This window comes from Brevibacterium oceani (assembly GCF_017948325.1).
Lineage (GTDB): Bacteria > Actinomycetota > Actinomycetes > Actinomycetales > Brevibacteriaceae > Brevibacterium > Brevibacterium oceani.
The window spans coordinates 1,713,375-1,731,685 of the sequence record NZ_CP072846.1; the positions used below are offsets into that span (position 1 = coordinate 1,713,375).

At 65.8% G+C, this 18,311-nt stretch carries 19 protein-coding genes; 8 read left to right on the forward strand and 11 right to left on the reverse strand.

Translation table 11 applies throughout. The features are described from left to right. Positions 1-8 precede the first annotated feature (8 nt). Both J9314_RS07470 and J9314_RS19140 read left to right on the forward strand, forming a co-directional pair. Complete coding sequence (locus tag J9314_RS07470; protein ID WP_246490663.1) at positions 9-635, forward strand: sigma factor-like helix-turn-helix DNA-binding protein; 627 nt, start codon at positions 9-11, stop codon at positions 633-635. A gap of 12 nt (positions 636-647) precedes the next feature. Then, positions 648-845 carry a hypothetical protein gene (locus J9314_RS19140; RefSeq protein ID WP_246490664.1) on the forward strand — a complete coding sequence of 66 codons (198 nt, stop codon included), beginning with the start codon at positions 648-650 and terminating at the stop codon, positions 843-845. Between the two features lie 144 nt (positions 846-989). On the opposite strand, the gene J9314_RS07475 is transcribed toward J9314_RS19140, so the two are convergent. The 3 genes from J9314_RS07475 to J9314_RS07485 form a co-directional block, all read right to left on the reverse strand. Next, positions 990-2,801, reverse strand: coding sequence for an acetyl/propionyl/methylcrotonyl-CoA carboxylase subunit alpha (locus J9314_RS07475; RefSeq protein WP_210605161.1), 1,812 nt, complete (start codon positions 2,799-2,801; stop codon positions 990-992). A 123-nt stretch (positions 2,802-2,924) separates the two neighbouring features. Further along, positions 2,925-3,602, reverse strand: a complete 678-nt coding sequence (locus J9314_RS07480; protein ID WP_210605162.1) for a Maf family protein — start codon at positions 3,600-3,602, stop codon at positions 2,925-2,927. Further along, complete coding sequence (locus J9314_RS07485) at positions 3,599-4,579, reverse strand: SGNH/GDSL hydrolase family protein (protein WP_246490665.1); 981 nt, start codon at positions 4,577-4,579, stop codon at positions 3,599-3,601. The genes J9314_RS07480 and J9314_RS07485 overlap by 4 nt, the downstream gene beginning before the upstream one ends. A 64-nt stretch (positions 4,580-4,643) precedes the next feature. On the opposite strand from J9314_RS07485, the gene J9314_RS07490 reads away from it, so the two are divergent. Further along, complete coding sequence (locus J9314_RS07490; RefSeq protein WP_210605163.1) at positions 4,644-6,119, forward strand: AI-2E family transporter; 1,476 nt, start codon at positions 4,644-4,646, stop codon at positions 6,117-6,119. A gap of 173 nt (positions 6,120-6,292) precedes the next feature. Here J9314_RS07490 and greA read toward each other — a convergent pair whose 3' ends face one another. Both greA and J9314_RS07500 read right to left on the reverse strand, forming a co-directional pair. Continuing rightward, positions 6,293-6,787 (reverse strand): transcription elongation factor GreA, encoded by a 495-nt coding sequence (gene greA / locus J9314_RS07495; RefSeq protein WP_210605164.1) that lies wholly within the window; start codon positions 6,785-6,787, stop codon positions 6,293-6,295. Between the two features lie 222 nt (positions 6,788-7,009). Next, positions 7,010-7,435, reverse strand: a complete 426-nt coding sequence (locus tag J9314_RS07500; RefSeq protein ID WP_210605165.1) for a DUF4307 domain-containing protein — start codon at positions 7,433-7,435, stop codon at positions 7,010-7,012. Between the two features lie 123 nt (positions 7,436-7,558). Between J9314_RS07500 and mca the strand changes: the two genes are divergently transcribed. Next, positions 7,559-8,584, forward strand: a complete 1,026-nt coding sequence (mca, locus tag J9314_RS07505) for a mycothiol conjugate amidase Mca (RefSeq protein WP_210605166.1) — start codon at positions 7,559-7,561, stop codon at positions 8,582-8,584. After that, on the forward strand, positions 8,581-9,000 hold the full coding sequence (locus J9314_RS19145) for a hypothetical protein (RefSeq protein WP_246490666.1): 420 nt from the start codon (positions 8,581-8,583) through the stop codon (positions 8,998-9,000). The genes mca and J9314_RS19145 overlap by 4 nt, the downstream gene beginning before the upstream one ends. Positions 9,001-9,040: 40 nt before the next feature. On the opposite strand, the gene trhA is transcribed toward J9314_RS19145, so the two are convergent. Further along, positions 9,041-9,826 carry a PAQR family membrane homeostasis protein TrhA gene (trhA, locus tag J9314_RS07515; protein WP_210605167.1) on the reverse strand — a complete coding sequence of 262 codons (786 nt, stop codon included), beginning with the start codon at positions 9,824-9,826 and terminating at the stop codon, positions 9,041-9,043. Positions 9,827-9,929: 103 nt separating this feature from the next. Between trhA and J9314_RS07520 the strand changes: the two genes are divergently transcribed. Continuing rightward, on the forward strand, positions 9,930-10,691 hold the full coding sequence (locus tag J9314_RS07520) for an isoprenyl transferase (protein ID WP_210605168.1): 762 nt from the start codon (positions 9,930-9,932) through the stop codon (positions 10,689-10,691). Positions 10,692-10,959: 268 nt separating this feature from the next. Then, positions 10,960-12,267, forward strand: a complete 1,308-nt coding sequence (phoH2, locus tag J9314_RS07525; RefSeq protein WP_210605169.1) for an RNA 5'-3' helicase PhoH2 — start codon at positions 10,960-10,962, stop codon at positions 12,265-12,267. Between the two features lie 207 nt (positions 12,268-12,474). On the opposite strand, the gene J9314_RS07530 is transcribed toward phoH2, so the two are convergent. The 3 genes from J9314_RS07530 to glpX all read right to left on the reverse strand — a co-directional run bounded on the left by J9314_RS07530 (position 12,475) and on the right by glpX (position 15,798). Further along, positions 12,475-13,878, reverse strand: coding sequence for a class II fumarate hydratase (locus J9314_RS07530; RefSeq protein WP_210605170.1), 1,404 nt, complete (start codon positions 13,876-13,878; stop codon positions 12,475-12,477). A 100-nt stretch (positions 13,879-13,978) separates the two neighbouring features. Continuing rightward, on the reverse strand, positions 13,979-14,605 hold the full coding sequence (locus J9314_RS07535; protein ID WP_210605171.1) for a carbonic anhydrase: 627 nt from the start codon (positions 14,603-14,605) through the stop codon (positions 13,979-13,981). 68 nt (positions 14,606-14,673) lie between these two features. Next, on the reverse strand, positions 14,674-15,798 hold the full coding sequence (glpX, locus tag J9314_RS07540) for a class II fructose-bisphosphatase (protein ID WP_181275645.1): 1,125 nt from the start codon (positions 15,796-15,798) through the stop codon (positions 14,674-14,676). 117 nt (positions 15,799-15,915) lie between these two features. Between glpX and J9314_RS07545 the strand changes: the two genes are divergently transcribed. Further along, a complete protein-coding gene (locus tag J9314_RS07545) occupies positions 15,916-16,566 on the forward strand; it encodes a DUF4245 domain-containing protein (RefSeq protein WP_246490667.1) in 651 nt (216 codons plus the stop codon). Between the two features lie 107 nt (positions 16,567-16,673). Here J9314_RS07545 and J9314_RS07550 read toward each other — a convergent pair whose 3' ends face one another. Next, complete coding sequence (locus J9314_RS07550) at positions 16,674-16,913, reverse strand: exodeoxyribonuclease VII small subunit (RefSeq protein ID WP_210605173.1); 240 nt, start codon at positions 16,911-16,913, stop codon at positions 16,674-16,676. 72 nt (positions 16,914-16,985) lie between these two features. Next, positions 16,986-18,284: an exodeoxyribonuclease VII large subunit gene (gene xseA, locus J9314_RS07555; protein WP_210605174.1), complete on the reverse strand. Its 1,299-nt coding sequence runs from the start codon at positions 18,282-18,284 to the stop codon at positions 16,986-16,988. Positions 18,285-18,311: the final 27 nt, after the last annotated feature.

The window sequence follows — 18,311 nt, forward strand, 5'->3', positions numbered from 1 at the left end:
GACTACTGATGGACCCCGACCCCGAGGCGGCCGCCCGGGTCCTCAGCGCGATCACTGCAGAGGACCACGGGCGGCTGCTCGCGGCACTGGTCAACCGGTTCCATGACTTCGACCTCGCCGAGGAGGCCCTCCACGATGCCGTGCTCCGCGCGGTCGAGGTGTGGCCCGGTCGAGGTGTGCCCGATCGTCCCCAGGCGTGGCTGATGGCCACGGCGAAGAATCGCGTGATCGATCGCATCCGCGCCGATGAGGTGCGTACCCGCCACCTCGCCCGGCTGCGGATCGAGGAGGAGATGCGACCAGGCGACCATGACGATCACGCCGGCCGCCTCGGCGAGGAACTCTCCGGCGTGGACTTCCCCGACGAGCGGCTGGGGCTGTTCTTCACGTGCTCCCACCCGACCCTGCGGGAGGACGAGAGGATTGTGTTCATGCTGCGCTTCCTCGCGGGTCGCAGCACCGCCGAGGTGGCCGCTGGGTTCCTCGTGGAGACCGCGACGATGCAGCAGCGGATCGTGCGCGCGAAGAAGCGGATCACGACGACGGGCATTCCCTTCGCGGCACCCGTACCGGACTCGTCGACCGGCTGCCGGGAGTGCTGCGTGTCATCAGCCTCATCTTCACCGACGGCATGAATGCGACCTCAGGTGCCACCCACACACGGGTCGATCTGCAGACGGAGGCGATCAGCCGCGGTCGCGCTCGGGCAGGTCTCGGGCCCCGAGGCGGCCCTGCGCGCTCTCGACGAGCTCGGTGAGGTCCCCCGGCTGCGCAGGCACAGGCCATTCCACACCGCGCGGGCGATCACGCTGTCCGAACTCGGACGAGCAGGCGAAGCCGAGTAGGCGTATGCGGCCGCACTCGAGTGTGCGGGCAACGATGCCGAATCCGACTACATCTCTGCCCGGGCCGCCGATCTCTATCGGTGACCCGGGCAGGACTCTCATGAGGCGGGAGGCCGCACGCGGCAGTCCACCTCACGGCTGAAATCAGGCGGCGAAGCGGATGATCGTCTCACCGGACTTGACAGCGGCTCCGGCGTCGACGAGCACCTCGGAGACGGTGCCCGAATGCCCGGCCTTGAGCGGCTGCTCCATCTTCATCGCCTCGATCACGGCCAAGGTGTCCCCGGCCTCGACGGTGTCGCCGGCACCGACGGCGACGGAGACGATGGTGCCCTGCATGGGGGCGGCCAGCGCGTTCGAATCGTCGGCGAGCTGGGCACCCTTGTGGCTGGTGAGACCGCGCTTGCGGCGCGGCACGCTCGGGCTGGGGACGTGGCCGAGATCGGAGATGACGTCCTTGGGCACCGAGACGGTCATCCGTCGGCCGTCGACCTCGACGACGACGCTGAAGCTGTCGGCTGCAGTACTCATGTGATCTCCCGTGTGCGGATCGGTGAGCGGATTGACGAAGGCGGTCTCGAGCCAGTTGGTCCAGACCTTGAAATCGGTGGCGAAGGCCTTGTCGGAAACGAGCACCCGATGCAGCGGGAGCAGAGTCGACACGCCTTCGATGCGGTACTCGGACAGTGCGCGGCGGGCCCGTGCAAGAGCCTCATCGCGAGTGGCTCCGGTGACGACGAGCTTGGCGAGCATCGGGTCGAAGTCGGTTCCGACGACGCTGCCCTCGCCGATGCCCGAGTCCAGACGCACACCGGGACCCGAAGGAGCCCGATAGCTCTTCACGATGCCGGTGGCGGGGAAGAACGTCGTCGGATCCTCGGCGTTGATCCGGAACTGGAAGGAATGTCCGCGCACGGCCGGGAACTCATCCGGCAGGGTCTCGCCCGAGGCGATGCGCATCTGCCAGCCGACGAGATCGACTCCGGTGATCTCCTCGGTGACGGTGTGCTCGACCTGGATGCGCGCATTGGCCTCCATGAAGATGATCGTTCCGTCCTCGCCGAGGAGGAACTCACACGTCGCGGCGCCGACGTAGCCGACATGGGCGAGCAGACGTGCCGAGGCCTCGGAGACGATGCGCTCCTGCTCGGGAGAGAAGAACGGAGCAGGCGCCTCTTCGATGATCTTCTGGTTGCGACGCTGCAGGGTGCAGTCGCGGGTGGACACGATGCGGACATTGCCGTGGGCGTCGGCCAGGCACTGGGTCTCGATGTGTCGGGGGCGCACGATCTGCTTCTCGATGAGGCATTCGCCGCGGCCGAAGGCACTCTGCGCCTCACGGGTCGCAGCCGTGTAGGCGGACTCGAGGTCATCGGCGGAGGCGCATGCGCGGAAACCTCGCCCTCCGCCTCCGTGGACGGCCTTGACCACGATCGGGTAGCCGATCCGGTCGGCCACCTCGGCGGCCTCTGTCAGATCGGCCACGGCACCGTCGGATCCGGGCGCGACCGGAGCGTCGACGGCCTCGGCCACGGTTCGGGCACCCGACTTGTCACCGAGCAGTTCGATCGCTGCAGGGGGAGGACCGATCCAGGTCAGTCCCGCATCGATGACCGCCTGGGCGAAGAGGGCGTTCTCGGCCAGGTAGCCGTATCCGGGGTGGATCGCGTCGGCGCCGGAGCGTTTGGCCAGCGCGAGGATCTTGTCGACATCGAGGTAGGTCTCCCCGGCTCCGGACCCGTCGAGCAGCCAGGCGTCGTCGGCGAGGTCGACGAAATCGGCATCGGAATCGGCACGGGTGTACACGGCGACGGCCTTGATGCCGAGGTCATGGGCGGCCCGGATGATGCGCAGAGCGATCTCACCGCGGTTGGCGATGAGGACTCGGCGGACGGCTGCCGTCGGCACCGTGGTGTTCAGTGCTGCGGTCGTCGTCTCGGGGAGGACTGTGGTCATGGCGCTCCTTTGTATGATCACAGAACAATTTAGAGAAGCCCACCAAGCGTTTGTAGGACAGCGATAAAAAGTTCGAGCGAAAACTTCAAAGGGATCGGGCGTGTCATGCCGCCTTGACCGATTCTAGCGCCTAGACGACCACAGATCCGGCCAGAACAGGCCCATGTCGGTGACCGCTTCGCGCACCACGGGCAGGCTGAGTCCGAGCACGGTGAGATGATCGCCGTCGAGGCGGTCGACGAAGGCGCCGCCGTAGCCGTCGATGGTCAGTGCTCCGGCGACGTGGAAGGGCTCCTCGGTGGCGATGTACGCCTCGAGTTCGTCCGGGGTCGGAGTGCCGATGAGCACCGAGGTGGTCGATCGCCGCGAACGCAGATCGGACAGCTCGAAGTCGACCGCCGACGTGTCACCATCGCGACTGCGTCTGAGCACGGCGACCGTGTGACCCGAATGCAGCTGCGTCCACTGACCGGCGATGTGAGTCCACACGGCACGGGTCCCTTCGGCGTCGCCGGGTTTGCCGATGGGGCGACCGTCGAATTCGAGGAGGGAGTCGCCGGCGATGACCACGATCGTCTCGGCGCTCGAGAGATCCTCGGGCGGGGAGGCGGTGATCCGGTCGATGACGGCCCGGGCCTTGGCCTGTGAGAGTGCGATCGTGAGATCGCCGACCGTTCCGGAGAAGTCGGATTCGATGGCGCGTTCGTCGACGTCGGAGACGATGATGAGCGGGTCGATCCCGGCGGCGGTGAGGATCTGACGTCGGGCGGGGGACTGGGAGGCCAGGACGACGGGGATCACGAGGCGGCCGCCGGGCTGCCGGTTGCCGGGCTGTCGGTCTCCGCGGGCTCGACTTGCGGAGTGTCTGTCGCCGGGCTGTCTGGCTGCGGGGATGGCGAGAACTCGTGCCGACGTGCGGTCTCACCCTTCTCAGGCACATCGAGGCTGCGGTCGACGACGACCGGTGCTTCGATGCGTTCGGCGATCGCGGCGAGCAGGGTCGAGGACAGCTGCGCGTAGCCGAGTTCGCTGGGATAGCGACCCGATTCGTTGAGCAGGGACCGTCGCGTCGTCCCGCTCAGGGCCCCGGTCGCCCGGAGCGGAACGGCCCGCGCGGACAGTGCGGCCAGCCACTGAGATCCTGCCAGGACTCGGGAGGTGCGTCGCATCGACGTCTTGAGCGGATCGCGCAGACCTGGCAGGCCCCCGAGGTTGGGACAGACGAGGACGAAGACCGTGTAGCGGCCCTCGCGTTGGAGCCGGTTGATGGCCTGATTGAGGATCGGAATGCCGATCGTGGCCTGGATCGGGTGGATGATGTCGCCGGTGCCGATCGAGATGATGGCGAATCGCCGGGATTCGCTCCACTGCGCCGAGAGCTGCCGTGAGAGCCAGGGGGAGCGGAGCACCTCGTCGACCTGCTGGTGCAGATCCTCCGACAGCGCCGAAGGCCGTGCGGTCGACTGCACTCTCACGGTGGTGCCGAGCATGCGCGCCAGCCCGCGTCCGATGAGGGTGGGCGGTGCGTGCTCGGCATCGACGTCGACTCCGCACAGCCAGGAGTCTCCGATCACGGCGAGAGCGGCCGAATCATCATCGTCGCGGTGAGGCGGGGCGGCGATCGCCTCGGCGATGGTGGGATACGGGCGGTTCTCGTCATCATCGAAGGCGAGCCGAAGCGAGCCTGCCTGATGACGGAGGAGGCCCACCGCCGACGCCCCGGCGCCGAAGGCCGTCGCGCCCATGGTGGCCAACGTGTAGATGATGCGTTTTCCCACGGATTTCCCTCCTCAGCGGTCATCATTGCACCTTTGTCGGCGCATCAACAACTATTGTTGAGGCATGACCGATAACGACCAACAGCAATCCCCGAGCCGATTCCGTGGGGCGTGGGAGGCGTTCCGGCGAGGACGTGATTCCTCCCGCACCCAATCCGAACCCGCAGTCCAGGAGCCGCAGGAAGTCAGCCCCGAGGAGATCGCGCTCAGCCGCATCGAGGCCGAAGCCAAGCCCTACGTGGCCCCCGGCCTCAAGCTCGCTGCAGCCTGGTCCTGGCGGTCGATCGTCGTCCTCGTCGCCATCGGAGTGGCCCTGTGGCTGCTGTCGAAGATCTCGAGCGTCGTCCTCCCGGTGCTCATCGCGCTTCTCCTCGCTGCACTGCTCGCGCCCCTGACCGGATGGCTGGTGAAGAAGGGCATCCCTCGGGCCGGATCCGCGGCGATCGCCTTCATCGGCTTCATCGTCGTCGTGCTCGGCCTCTTCGGCCTCGTCGGTCAGCAGATCTACTCGGGCATGCCCGACCTCGTCAAGCAGGTCATCGCGGGTGTCTCCGGCATCAGCAACTGGTTGGCGACGAGCCCCTTCGGGATCGATTCCTCGACGATCTCCGGCTATATCGACGAGGGCATCAAGACCGCTACGGACTTCTTCCAGAACAACAGCAGTCAGCTCCTCGGCGGCGCACTCGAAGCCACTTCATCGGTCGGCACGTTCCTCACCGGCATGGCCGTGTGCCTGTTCACGACGTTCTTCTTCCTCTATGACGGGCAGAACATCTTCAAATGGGTGATGGGGCTGCTGCCGATCCCGGCGCGTCCCGTCGCCACCGGTGCCGCGCAGCGGGGCTGGACCACGCTCGTCCAGTACGTCCGGGTCCAGGTCCTCGTCGCCGCCGTCGATGCCGTCGGCATCGGCATCGGCGCCGCGTTCCTCGGCATTCCGCTGGTCATCCCCATGACGGTGCTCGTGTTCCTGACCTCGTTCGTCCCCGTGGTCGGTGCGATCGCCTCGGGAGCCGTGGCTGTGCTCGTCGCCCTGGTCTCGAACGGTCTCATCGCGGCCGTCATCATGCTCGCCGTCGTCATCGCCGTGCAGCAGATCGAAAGCCAGGTGCTCCAGCCCTTCCTCATGGGCAAGGCGGTCTCCGTCCACCCGCTGGCCGTGATCCTCGCGGTCACCGGCGGCGGCTTCCTCTTCGGCATCGTCGGCGCCCTGTTCGCCGTTCCGTTGGTCGCCGTCGTCAACAGCGTGGTCAGCTACATCGTCCGGGCGGGCGGATCCGACGAGACGGGTGACTCCGACGAGATGGGCGATCCGCCGGCCGATCCCGATGCGAGAGAGGCCGCCGAGGTGCTCGATGCCGCCGAGGAGCGACTCACCGAGGCGGTCAAGGACTCCGCGGCGAAGTCCGACGGTGCGTCGTCGACGGGGGAGACCGATGCCGCCGGAGCCGGAGCGGATTCCGCGGAATCCTCTCCCTCGGATCCGAGCGGACCGGATGAGAGCGGGCCGCATGGAGCCGGAGGCCGGAGGAAGTGAGAGCCGCGGCGGCATCTCGGTGAAAACGGCAGGTGACCTGAATGCGCAGGTGACCTGAATGCACCAGAGCACACAGGTGACCTGAATACAGCAGAGCACACAGGTGATCTGAATACAGCAGTGGGCGGGTGACAATCACCCGCCCACTGCTGTCTGCGCTCTGGGCGCGTCGGTCAGCCGGTGAAGGCCTCGACGGACTTGACCTTGACCTCGATGGTCTTGCCGTTGGGCGCCTCGTAGGACGAGGTGTCTCCGGCCTTGACGCCGAGCACGGCGGCACCGAGCGGTGACTTCTCCGAGAAGACGTCGATATCGGAATCGCCGGCGATCTCACGGTTGCCGAGCAGGAACCGCATCGAGTTCCCTGCCACCTCGGCGGTGACGACGGTTCCCGGGGCCACGGTCTTGCCGTCGCCCTCGCTGGAACCGACCTTCGCGTTGCGCAGGAGCACTTCGAGCTGACGGATGCGTGCTTCCTGCTTGCCCTGCTCGTCGCGGGCGGCGTGGTAGCCGCTGTTCTCCTTCAAGTCACCCTCGTCACGGGCGGCTTCGATCTTCTCAGCAATCTCTGCACGACCCGGTCCGGAGAGATACTCGAGTTCCTTCGACAGGCGGTCAAAGGCTTCCTGGGTCAACCATGTCTCTTCCTGGGTGACTTCCTCGGTCATGACTTCTCCTTCTTCGGTTCGGTGCGCTGACGGGCGTGTCAGGCAACGAAAAAACCGGGCGTATGGGCACGCCCGGAAGTTGAATGAAACTACAGTGTAACGCATCTGTCGTGAAAGACGATGAGCTGGGTCACTCCCGGAATGTCGCGGCCGTGCGGTCGGTCACAGGCGAACGGCGAGTTTGCGGCCGAACCGGGTATGAAGCCGAGGCGAAGGGTCGTGCTATTCGAACCAGCAGGAGTCGACATGCCCCGATGCGGCCAGCTGCGTCGTGGCCAGATCGATGTCGAGCTGCCTCGGCGAATTCGGATCGTTGTCGGCAGCGGCCGGCACGGTCACTTCGGTGAAGCCGACGACCGCCTCGTTGTCGTTCGTGGCTTGGACGATGCAGTGCACATCACGGGTCCGGTCGGGAAATATTCCGACGCTGACCTGCGTTGAAGAGGAGTCGACAACCGAATAGTCGAGTGTGCGCGGCGTCGTCGGATCCGTCTGCGGACGGAAGGCCCAGACGGCGATGACCACGGCGACGGCGAGAACGGCTGCTGCGGCAATGATCTTCGACGTGCGGCTCAGGCCGCGCTTGGGCGTACGGGTCCGACCGTACCGATCATCATGCAGCGGCCTGTCCACTGTTACCTCAGTCATTGAATTCCTTTTTGAGAACATCGCGCACTAACCTAGAGTAGTCGATTCTCTGCCCGCGATCATGTCAGCCGCGGTGCGGGCAGTGAGAGGCCGCCGGCTGATTCGAAAGGGACTATCAAGGACATGACTTCGCTTCCGTACCATGGGCTGCGTCTGCTGGCGGTCCATGCCCACCCCGATGACGAATCCTCGAAGGGTGCGGCCACGAGCGCGAAGTACGCATCACTGGGAGCCCGGGTCCTCATCGCCACGATGACCGGCGGCGAGGCGGGCGACATCCTCAACCCTGCGCTGCTCCAGTCCCCGAAGGCCAGCCGGGACATCGCCGGTCTCCGCCGCGAGGAGATGGCCGCAGCGGCCTCCGCCCTCGGAGCCGAACACGTCTGGGTCGGGCACGTCGACTCCGGTCTGCCCGACGGCGACTTCGATGATCAGACACCGCCCGGCTGCTTCTACCGGGTCCCCGACGAGGTGGCGATGCTGCCGCTCGTCCACATCATCCGCACCTTCCGCCCGCAGGTGGTGACCACCTATGACGAGCTCGGAGGCTACCCGCACCCCGATCACATCAAGAACCACGCGGTGACCATGGCCGCCGTCGCCGCAGCCGCCGATCCTGCCGCGCACCCCGAGCTGGGGGAGGCATGGCAGGTGCAGAAGGTCTACTACAACCAGGACCTGTCGGCGAAGAAGTGGATCACCATCCACGAGAAGATGCTCGAGGCGGGTCTCGAATCCCCCTTCGCCGACCACCTCGAGGACTTCAAGAAGCGGGACAATCAACGCGACAACTGGCTGAGCACCAGGATCGACTGCGGCGAGTTCTTCCCGTCCAGGGATCGCGCGCTGCTGTCCCATGCCACCCAGATCGACCCGGAGGGCGGATTCTTCTCCGCCTCTCGCAAGGCTGCCCGCACCTATTGGCCCACAGAGGAGTTCGAGCTCGCCACCGACCTCACCGGTCGGGAGCCGCTGACACCGGGAGTCGACTTCCAGGAGGATGACCTGTTCGCCTCTGTGACCTTCGACGACGGCCGCCGCGTCCCCGCGGAGGGAATGCTTCCGAAGTCGCCGGGAACTGAGACAGAGGCCGGGGCCGAGACCGGTGCCGAGGCCACGACGTCGACCGAAAGCGATTCCCCCGCATGATCCTCGCCTCCACCCCAGCATCGACGCCCGACGGCACCGCCCCTGACCCCGACCTGGTGACCCCGGGAACGATCGGATTCCTCGTCACCTTGGCCGTGGTCATCGTCGTGATCTTCCTCATCCGCGACGCCCTCCGCCGCGTTCGTCGGGTGCGGGCACGCTCCGGCACCAGCGACGCCTACCCGATTCCGCTGCGCAGGCATGTCGTGCCGAATCAGTCGACGCTCTCGGGCCCGGAGGAACCGGAAGCAGAGGACACATCCGCCGAGGCAGCCCCTTCCCCGGATGATGACGCTGGCAGCACTGGCACGAAGTCAGATGGCGCAGACGGCACCGGCGCAGAGTCCGATGACGCAAAGTCAGACGACGCGGACGCAAAGTCAGATGACTCTGACGGCTCTGACCCGAGGTCGTGAACCCACACGAGTGGGGCTGAACCGCCGGAGCTGAGTCAGCTCAGTACGCCGCGACGGCGGCGACGATGAGCGCGGCGAGGTGGCAGCCATAGCCGAAGATCGTCAGGATGTGGAAGATCTCGTGGAATCCCAACCACTTCGGTGACGGGTTGGGTCGTTTGATCCCATAGATCACGGCCCCAGCGATATAGCAGACCCCGCCGAGGACGACGAGGAGGCCGACGGCGGGAATCGTCTCCCAGATCTGGGGGATGTACCCGACTCCGGCCACACCGAAGCCGACGTAGATCGGAACGAAGAGCCACCTCGGCGCGGTGGTGAAGATCGTACGGAACGCCGCACCGAGAGCGGCGGCACCCCACAGCACCGACAGGAGCAGGATCGCCTGATCGGTGCGGAGCATGAGCACGGCCAGGGGTGTGTAGGTTCCGGCCGTGATGAGGAAGATGTTCGCGTGATCGAGTCGGCGCAGAACGAGGCGGGCTCGGGTGCGCCAGCGACCGCGGTGGTAGACGGCGGAGGTGCCGAAGAGCAGCATTCCGGTGATCGCGAAGATCGCAGCGGCGATGCGCGACTCGATCGTCGGCGAGATGATCACGAGGGCGAGTCCGCCGAACATCGCCAGTGGGAATGCGCCGGCGTGGAACCAGCCGCGCAGCTTCGGCTTCACATGTCCGGCGAGCTTGGCCAGTTCGGCGCGCAGCGCGGAACGACGACGGGCGACGCGGTCCGGACGGGCCGGGAGCGCAGTGTCACGGCCAGCGGCATCGGCGGAACGGGAATCATCGGGGACGAGTGCTGAGGACTCGGTGACCGGAGCATTCATACCCCTATCGTACCGAGCGGGTCTGAGGCCTCATTCAGCGAATCCGGCTAGTAGTCTGTATGGTGTTCGAACCGACCCGCGATCAACGTGAAAGAGGACAGCTGTGGCTCGACCGGTGAACCTGCTGTATCGGCTGTACGAGCGACGGCTCAAACGTGAGCTCGACAAGTCGGTGCCGGTTCCGCGCCACGTCGGTGTCATCACCGACGGCAACCGCCGGTGGGCCAAGGAGTTCGGTGCCACCACCGCGGACGGGCACCGGGCGGGAGCGGCGAAGATCGTCGAATTCCTCGGCTGGTGCTTCGAGATCGACGTCGAGATCGTCACCCTCTACGTCCTGTCCAAGGAGAATCTTGCGCGTTCGGCCGACGAGGTCGAGATCCTCATCGAGATCATCTCCGATCTCGTCGAGAAGATCGCGGCCCTCGACGGCGTCGGCGTGCAGCTCGTCGGCGACCTCGACATCCTGCCCTCCGACCTGCGGGCGCGACTGGAAGCGGTGACGACGAACACCGACTGCGGAATGCGAGTCAACGTGGCCGTCGGCTACGGCGGTCGGCAGGAGATCGTCAACGCGGTGCGCTCACTGCTCCGCACGCGCAGCGACGAGGGCACAGATCTTGAGACGATCATCTCGGAACTCTCACCTGAGCAGATCGGCGAACACCTCTACACGAAGGGGCAGCCGGATCCGGACCTCATCATCCGCTCCTCCGGCGAGCAGCGGCTCTCCGGCTTCCTCATGTGGCAGAGCGCCTACTCCGAGTTCTACTTCTGCGAGGCCTACTGGCCCGACTTCAGGCGCACCGACTTCCTTCGCGCCGTGCGCGACTACGGCCTGCGCCAACGGCGGTTCGGCAAATAGGACGAACCGCCTCGGCGGGGAAACGGGTGCCGACACCGTGCTGACGCCGCACAGTCGGTGGATCCGAACGAGGAGCCCAACCGCCTCGGCGAGGGTGCGCGCATCGCCCATTCACACGAAGTTCATGACGCCGACTTTCCCGAACGCGCGTGCCGGTACCGATCCCGGCCGCAAACGGGGTTAGGTTGGCAGTAGTTGGTCGACACCAACCCGAGATCGGGGGATGTCAGAACCGGATCTCGGCGGAACTCACGCCACAGAGGTCCTCATGGCTGAAAATGTCCACACCTACGTTCTCGACACCTCGGTGCTGCTCTCGGATCCCGGCGCGCTTCTGCGCTTCGCCGAACACCATGTCGTCATCCCGCTCATCGTCGTCTCCGAACTCGAGGCGAAACGCAACCATCCCGAACTCGGCTTCACCGCACGCAAGGCCCTGCACATCCTCGACGACTTCCGGTCGGACTTCGACCGGCTGGATGAGCCCATCCCCGTCGGAGAGGCGGGAGGGACCCTGCGGGTCGAACTCAACCACATCGACGCCTCGACGATGCCGATCGGATTCGACCGCACGGAGAACGACACGCGCATCCTTGCCGTGGCACGCAATCTCTCGGCCGAGGGCCACGACGTGGTAGTGGTGACCAAGGACGTGCCGATGCGCGTCAAGGCCTCGGCGCTGGGGCTGCACGCCGAAGAATACCTCGCTGAGCTCGCCACCGACTCCGGATTCACGGGGATGAGTGAGATCGGCTTCGACGACGAGCAGATGAGTGAGTTCTACGATTCGGGGTCTGTGGTCACCGAGGACGTCTCGGACGAGATCGTCAACACCGGTGTCGTCATCACCTCCCCGCGCGGTTCCGGGCTCGGGCGGGTGCAGCCGGGCAATCGGGTGAGCATGGTGCGTGGGGACCGGGACATCTTCGGCGTCCACGGTCGGTCGGCCGAACAGCGCATCGCCATCGACATGCTGCTCGACGATGCGCTGGGAATCGTGTCACTGGGAGGGCGAGCCGGAACGGGGAAGTCCGCGCTGGCCCTCATGGCGGGGCTGCAGAAGGTACTCGAGGAGAACAAGCACTCGAAGATCATGGTCTTCCGCCCGATCTATGCGGTCGGCGGGCAGAACCTCGGCTTCCTTCCCGGCAGCGAGGGGGAGAAGATGAACCCCTGGGCCGAGGCGGTGTTCGACACGCTCAGCGCTCTGGTGAGCAAGAACGTCATCGACGAGGTGGTCAACCGAGGGATCCTCGAGGTGCTTCCGCTCACCCACATCCGCGGCCGTTCACTCCACGATGCGTTCGTCATCGTCGATGAGGCGCAGTCGCTGGAACGCAACGTGCTGCTCACGGTGCTCTCACGGATCGGGATGAATTCGAAGGTGGTGCTCACCCACGATGTCGCCCAGCGTGACAACCTGCGCGTGGGACGCCATGACGGAATCGCCGCGGTGATCGAGAAGCTCAAGGGCCACGAACTCTTCGCCCACGTCACGCTGACGCGGTCGGAGCGCTCGGAGATCGCGGCCCTGGTCACCGATGTGCTCGAGGAGTTCGATCCGTTCCGGTCCTGAACTCGGCGCCCGCGTCACCGACCGCTCAGGTCACCGCCGTTGTATTGCGCTATGCGGCGAGCTGTCGGCGCTGACGCGAGCGGTCGGCGGCCAGCACATCGCCGAACTGAGCGGTCGGCGGCAACGTGAGCGGTCGGTGCGGAGGCACGAAACGGCGCCCGGACGATGTCGTCCGGGCGCCGTGATCTGATCAGGCAGGTCTGATGCTTACTTGTAGCTGCCGATCATCGTGGTGACGTCGAGGGCCTTGTCGAGGTCGGCCTCGGTGATCGATCCGTTCTCGACGAAGCCGAGGTCGATCGTCGCTTCCTTGACGGTCATCTTGTTGGCCACGGCGTGCTTGGCGATCTTCGCGGCCGCCTCGTAGCCGATGACCTTGTTGAGCGGGGTGACGATCGAGGGGCTCGCCTCGGCGAGGAAGCGGGCGCGCTCCTCGTTGGCGGTCAGCCCGTTGATCATCTTCTCGGCCATCACGGTCGAGGCGTTGGCGAGCAGTCGGATCGACTCGAGCAGGTTCGAGGCCATCACGGGGATGCCCACGTTGAGTTCGAAGGCGCCGTTGGTCGAGGACAGGGACACCGAGGTGTCGTTGCCGATGACCTGGGCCGCGACCTGGATCGTCGCCTCACAGATGACCGGGTTGACCTTGCCGGGCATGATCGACGAACCGGGCTGCAGATCGGGGATCGCGATTTCGCCGAGGCCGGTGTTCGGTCCTGAACCCATCCAGCGCAGATCGTTGCAGATCTTCATGTAGCCGTAGGCGATGGTGCGCAGCTGGCCGGAGGCTTCGACGAGTCCGTCGCGGTTGGCCTGGGCCTCGAAGTGGTTGCGTGCCTCGGTGATGGGCAGCCCGGTCTCCTCGGCGAGGATCTCGACGACGCGGGAGGAGAATCCGTCGGGGGTGTTGATGCCGGTGCCCACGGCGGTTCCGCCCTGCGGAACCTCGGCGACACGGGGGAGCGAGGCCTCGATGCGTTCGATGCCGTAGCGGACTTGAGCTGCATAGCCGCCGAACTCCTGGCCGAGGGTGACCGGGGTGGCGTCCATGAGGTGGGTGCGGCCGGACTTGACGATGGAGGAGAACTCCTCGGCCTTCTTCTCCAGCGAGGTCGCCAGCGTGTCCATGGCCGGGATCAGGGTGTTGACCAGTGCCTTGGTCACGGCCAGGTGCACCGAGGTGGGGAAGACGTCGTTCGAGGACTGCGAGGCATTGACGTGGTCGTTGGGGTGGACGTCGACGCCGTCGGCCCCGAGGGCCTTCGTCGCGAGCGAGGCGAGGACCTCGTTGGTGTTCATGTTCGACGAGGTGCCCGACCCGGTCTGGAACACGTCGATGGGGAAGTGGGCGTCGTACTTGCCGGCGATGACTTCGTCGGCGGCGTTCTGGATCGCGGTGGCGCGAGCCTCGTCGAGGACTCCGAGCTCGAGGTTGGCCTTGGCCGCGGCCTTCTTGACCTGGGCCAGGGCGGCGATGTGTGCCGATTCGAGGGTCTTGCCCGAGATCGGGAAGTTCTCCACCGCGCGCTGTGTCTGCGCACTGTAGAGGGCGTCCTTGGGGACCTTCACTTCTCCCATGGTGTCGTGTTCGATGCGAAACTCTTCGCTCATGTCTGTCCTTTCCGACTTGCTGCCGTGGAATGGTTCCGGGGCGTGATGGATCTGTGTGGTGACGTCGTGGTGTCGTCTCGCCTGGGCCCGCGGGCCCGAGTCAGGACGTGTAGGTGGAGACAGCCGCCTCGTCGCCTCCGTACTGGGCGACGACCGTGGTCCGGCCGTCGTGGAGCTGATAGGTGAGTCCGACGATGATCAGTCGCCCCTCATCGACCGCGCGGGCGATGAGGGAGGAGAGCTGCATGATCTTGTCGACGGTGTCGATGGTGTTCTGGACGACGGTCTCGTTCACCGTGGTGCGGTCGTTCTTGCGCGCACGGGCAACGGTGGGCAGGATCCTCGCGACGACGTCGGAGATGAACCCTGGGGGAGTCTCACCGGTGTCGTAGGCGTTGTAGGCCGCAGTGACAGCTCCGCAGCTGTCATGCCCGAGCACGACGAGCAGCGGAGTGCCGAGCATCTCGACTCCGTACTCGAGCGAACCCAATGTCACCGGATCGACGACCTGGCCGGCATTGCGCACGACGAACATGTCTCCGAGGCCGACGTCGAAGATCATCTCCGCGGCCACCCGGGAGTCGGCGCAGCCGAAGAGCGTGACGAACGGAGCCTGATCGCCGGTGACCGCCTCTCGTCGAGCGGTGTCCTGATTCGGGTGTTCGGGCTCATCGCTGACGAAGCGCCGGTTGCCTTCGATCAAGCGGTTCCACGCGTTGTTGGGCATTGTGATCAGACCTGCTTCCAGTGGCGATGGATATGTGTGCGCTGCGCGGCGTGTGTGCGGGCGCCGACTCAGATGAGTCCGCGACGCGCCGCTTCTTCGGCGGCCTCGACATAGGAGTGGGTCTTCGCGGACTGGTGCTCGGCGAAGACCTGTCGGACGGTGCCCGACTTCGAGCGCATGACGAGTGAGTGGGTGGTGACGTGCCCGCCCTGGAACTTCACGCCGTCGAGCAGGTCGCCGTTGGTGATGCCGGTGGCGACGAAGTAGCTGTTGTCGCCGGTGACGAGGTCGTCGGTGTTGAGGACCTGGTTGACGTCGAGTCCGGCCTTGGCGGCGGCATCGCGTTCGGAGTCATCCTGGGGCCAGAGACGACCCTGGATGACACCGCCGAGTGCCTTGATGGCGCATGCGGTGATGATGCCCTCCGGTGTGCCGCCGATGCCCATGAGCATGTCGACGCCGGTGCCGGGACGGCACGCGGCGATGGCGCCCGCGACGTCACCATCGGTGATGAGCTGGATTCGGGCGCCGGCGGCGCGGATCTCATCGATCATCTGCTGGTGGCGGGGGCGGTCGAGGATCATCACGGTGACGGAACCGGGATCCTTCGTGCCCTTCGCCTTGGCGACGCGGCGGATGTTCTCGGCGATCGGCAGGCGCAGGTCCACAGCGTCGGCCGCCTCGGGGCCGGTGACGAGCTTCTCCATATAGAACACTGCGGAAGGGTCGTACATCGCGCCGTCTTCGGTGACCGCCATGACCGAGATCGCATTGGGCATGCCCAAGGCGGTCAGGCGGGTGCCGTCGATGGGGTCGACGGCGACGTCGCAGTGCGGGCCGGTGCCGTCGCCGACCTGCTCACCGTTGAAGAGCATCGGAGCTTCGTCCTTCTCGCCCTCTCCGATGACGACGGTGCCGGCCATGCGGACGGTGGAGATGACATTGCGCATCGCTGCCACGGCGGCTCCGTCGGCGGCGTTCTTGTCACCGCGGCCGACCCAGGGTGCGGCAGCGATCGCCGCGGCCTCGGTGACTCTCACGAGTTCGAGAGCGAGGTTGCGGTCGGGCGCGTCCTCACTGACCTGTGCTTTCTGCGACCATGCATCGGTCACGGCAACGGGGGGAGTCTCGTCGTCGACTCGTCCGCGGTCATGGTGAGATTTCACGTCAACAGGCTCTTTGGAGTCACTCATGCCTCCAATTGTGCCACCCCTGTGATGAGGGTCGCGACAGCGGTATCGGGTTGTGGCGTCGGCCACCTCGGAGCGTGGGGATTGGCTCTTGGCACCCCAGCCGAGGACAATGGCGATGTGAATGTCCGAAATGTTGCCGACGAGGCGGGTACCCGAACGGTCGTCAACGACTCGACCTCGGGCCCCAAGGGAGAGTCCATGGCTGACGAGTCCGGAGCGATGTTGCCGGGTTCTCGGGAAGAGATGCGCTTCCTGCGGAAGAACTCGAACTGGGTGAACATGGTCATCGCCATCCTCGCGTGTCTGGCGGTGGCAGTGGGGATCCTGTTCATCGCGCCTCAGCCGGAGGTCGATTCCGAACGCGTCGTCGATTATCAGGGCATCGCCGAGCAGTCCGAAGGCAACGCGGACTTCGACCTCATCGTGCCGCAGATCCCTCAAGGCTGGTCGGCCAACGAAGCGACCCTCGATCGCCTCAATGACTCAGAGTTCCTCTCCTGGTACATGTCCTTCATCGGCACCGACGATCAGTGGGTGAGCATCGAGCAGTCCAAGGCCAGCGCGAACTGGGCGAAGAATAAGTCCGATGACGCCGTCGCCGCGGAGAAAGTCACCGTCGGTGGAGCCGACTTCCAGATCTACCGCACCGATGAAGCGAAGGAATACTGGGTCACGCACAAGGGCGACGTGTATGTCGTCATGACGGCCACAGCCGCCCCGGACACGATCAACTCCTTCGCCGACCAGGTGGCCGCGCAGCTGAAGTGAGCGTATCGGGCAGTCGAAGTGTCGGTGTGGCAGGCGGCAGGGGGTGTCCACTCGGCCTCCGGCTGATTGCGCGGCCTTGTCCGCACACTACCTACCTCGCGTCGCGTTCACTCCGCGTCGTCGGAGGTCTCTTCGCGTGCCTTGTCGAGCCGTTCGCGGGCACCGTTGAGCCATGACTGGCAGCGATCGGCCAAGGCTTCTCCGCGTTCCCAGAGTCGCAGTGACTCCTCGAGAGGCAGATTGCCGGTCTCGAGCCGTTTGACGGTCATGACCAGTTCTTCGCGCGCCTGCTCGTAGCTCAGCGCGCTGATTTCGGGTTGGTCCTGTGCGGTCGTCGGTTCGGTCATCGTGGTCTCCTTCTCATGGTGTGGTGTCTGTCTGTTGGTGCAATGTCGATTCGCAGTGATGCGGCGCAGTGGTCAGTCGGCTGGCTCGGTCTCGGGTGTGACCTCGGTGATATCGGCATCGAAGCGTCCGTGTGCAACACGCACATGGACCGTGTCCCCAGCAGCCACCTCGGCGGCATCGCGGACCGCCTGGCCCGCGTCGGTCTGGACGACGGCATAGCCGCGTTCGAGGGTACGCAGCGGCGAGAGCGATCGTGCCTGCGACCGCAGGTGGTGGATTTCGTTCTGTGCCTGGATGACCAGTCCGTTCATCGCCTGCAGACCGCGTCGCCGGGTCGTCGTCAACTCGTTCTCATGCGCGGTGATCATTGTCTGCGGTTCTGCCAGCACAGGCCGTGAGCGTACGGCGGTGAGCATCTCCTGTTCGCGGTCGAGGATGCGATTGACCGCAGCTTCGAGTTCGGCACGCGCCCGCAGCAGGTTCATTCCTTCCTCAGCGACGTCGGGCACGATGCGTTTGGCGGCGTCCGTCGGGGTCGACGCTCGCATATCGGCGACTTCGTCGAGGATCGGGCGGTCGGCCTCGTGCCCGATCGCCGAGACCACCGGAGTCCGGGCCCCGGACACGGCGCGCACGAGCGCCTCATTGGAGAATGGGAGGAGATCCTCCATGCTGCCGCCGCCGCGGGCGATGACGATGACGTCGATGTTCGGGTCTTCGTCGAGTTCGGCGAGGTTCTTCATCACTCCGGGCACGGCATCCGGGCCCTGCACGGCGCAGTTGCGGATCTCGAACTCCGCCGCGGGCCACCGCAGGTGCACATTGCGTACGACGTCCTTCTGCGCATCCGAGTCACGTCCGGTGATCAGGCCGATCCGGTTCGGCAGGAAGGGAAGCCGGAGTTTCCGGCCCGGGTCGAAGAGTCCTTCGGCGGCCAGCTGCTTCTTCAGCCGTTCGAGCCGGGCGAGCAGTTCGCCGAGGCCGACGGCGCGGATGTCGTTGGCCCGCATCGTCAGCCGTCCGGTCTTCGTCCAGAAGTCGGCCTTGAGGTTGGCGACGACGTGGCTGCCTTCGGTCAGGGGTGCGCCGGTGCGTTCGAGGACGTTCTTCCAGATCTGCACCGGCAGAGACATCTCGACATCGGTGTCTCGCAGGGTCAGGTAACTGGCTTTGCCGCGGTGGTTGAGCTCGACGACCTGCCCTTCGATCCACACGCTCGACATGCGGTCGATATAGGACTTCATCTTCGACGAGAGCAGGCTCAGCGGCCACGGGTTCTCCGCCGTGGTCTCGGCGGCTGTGGCGGCGAGTTCCTTCGGTTCGACGGCTTCGCCGAGCGTGCCGGGAGTCCCGGAGATGCGTTGTGCCATGGTGTGTCCCCTTCCGAACCCCCAGCC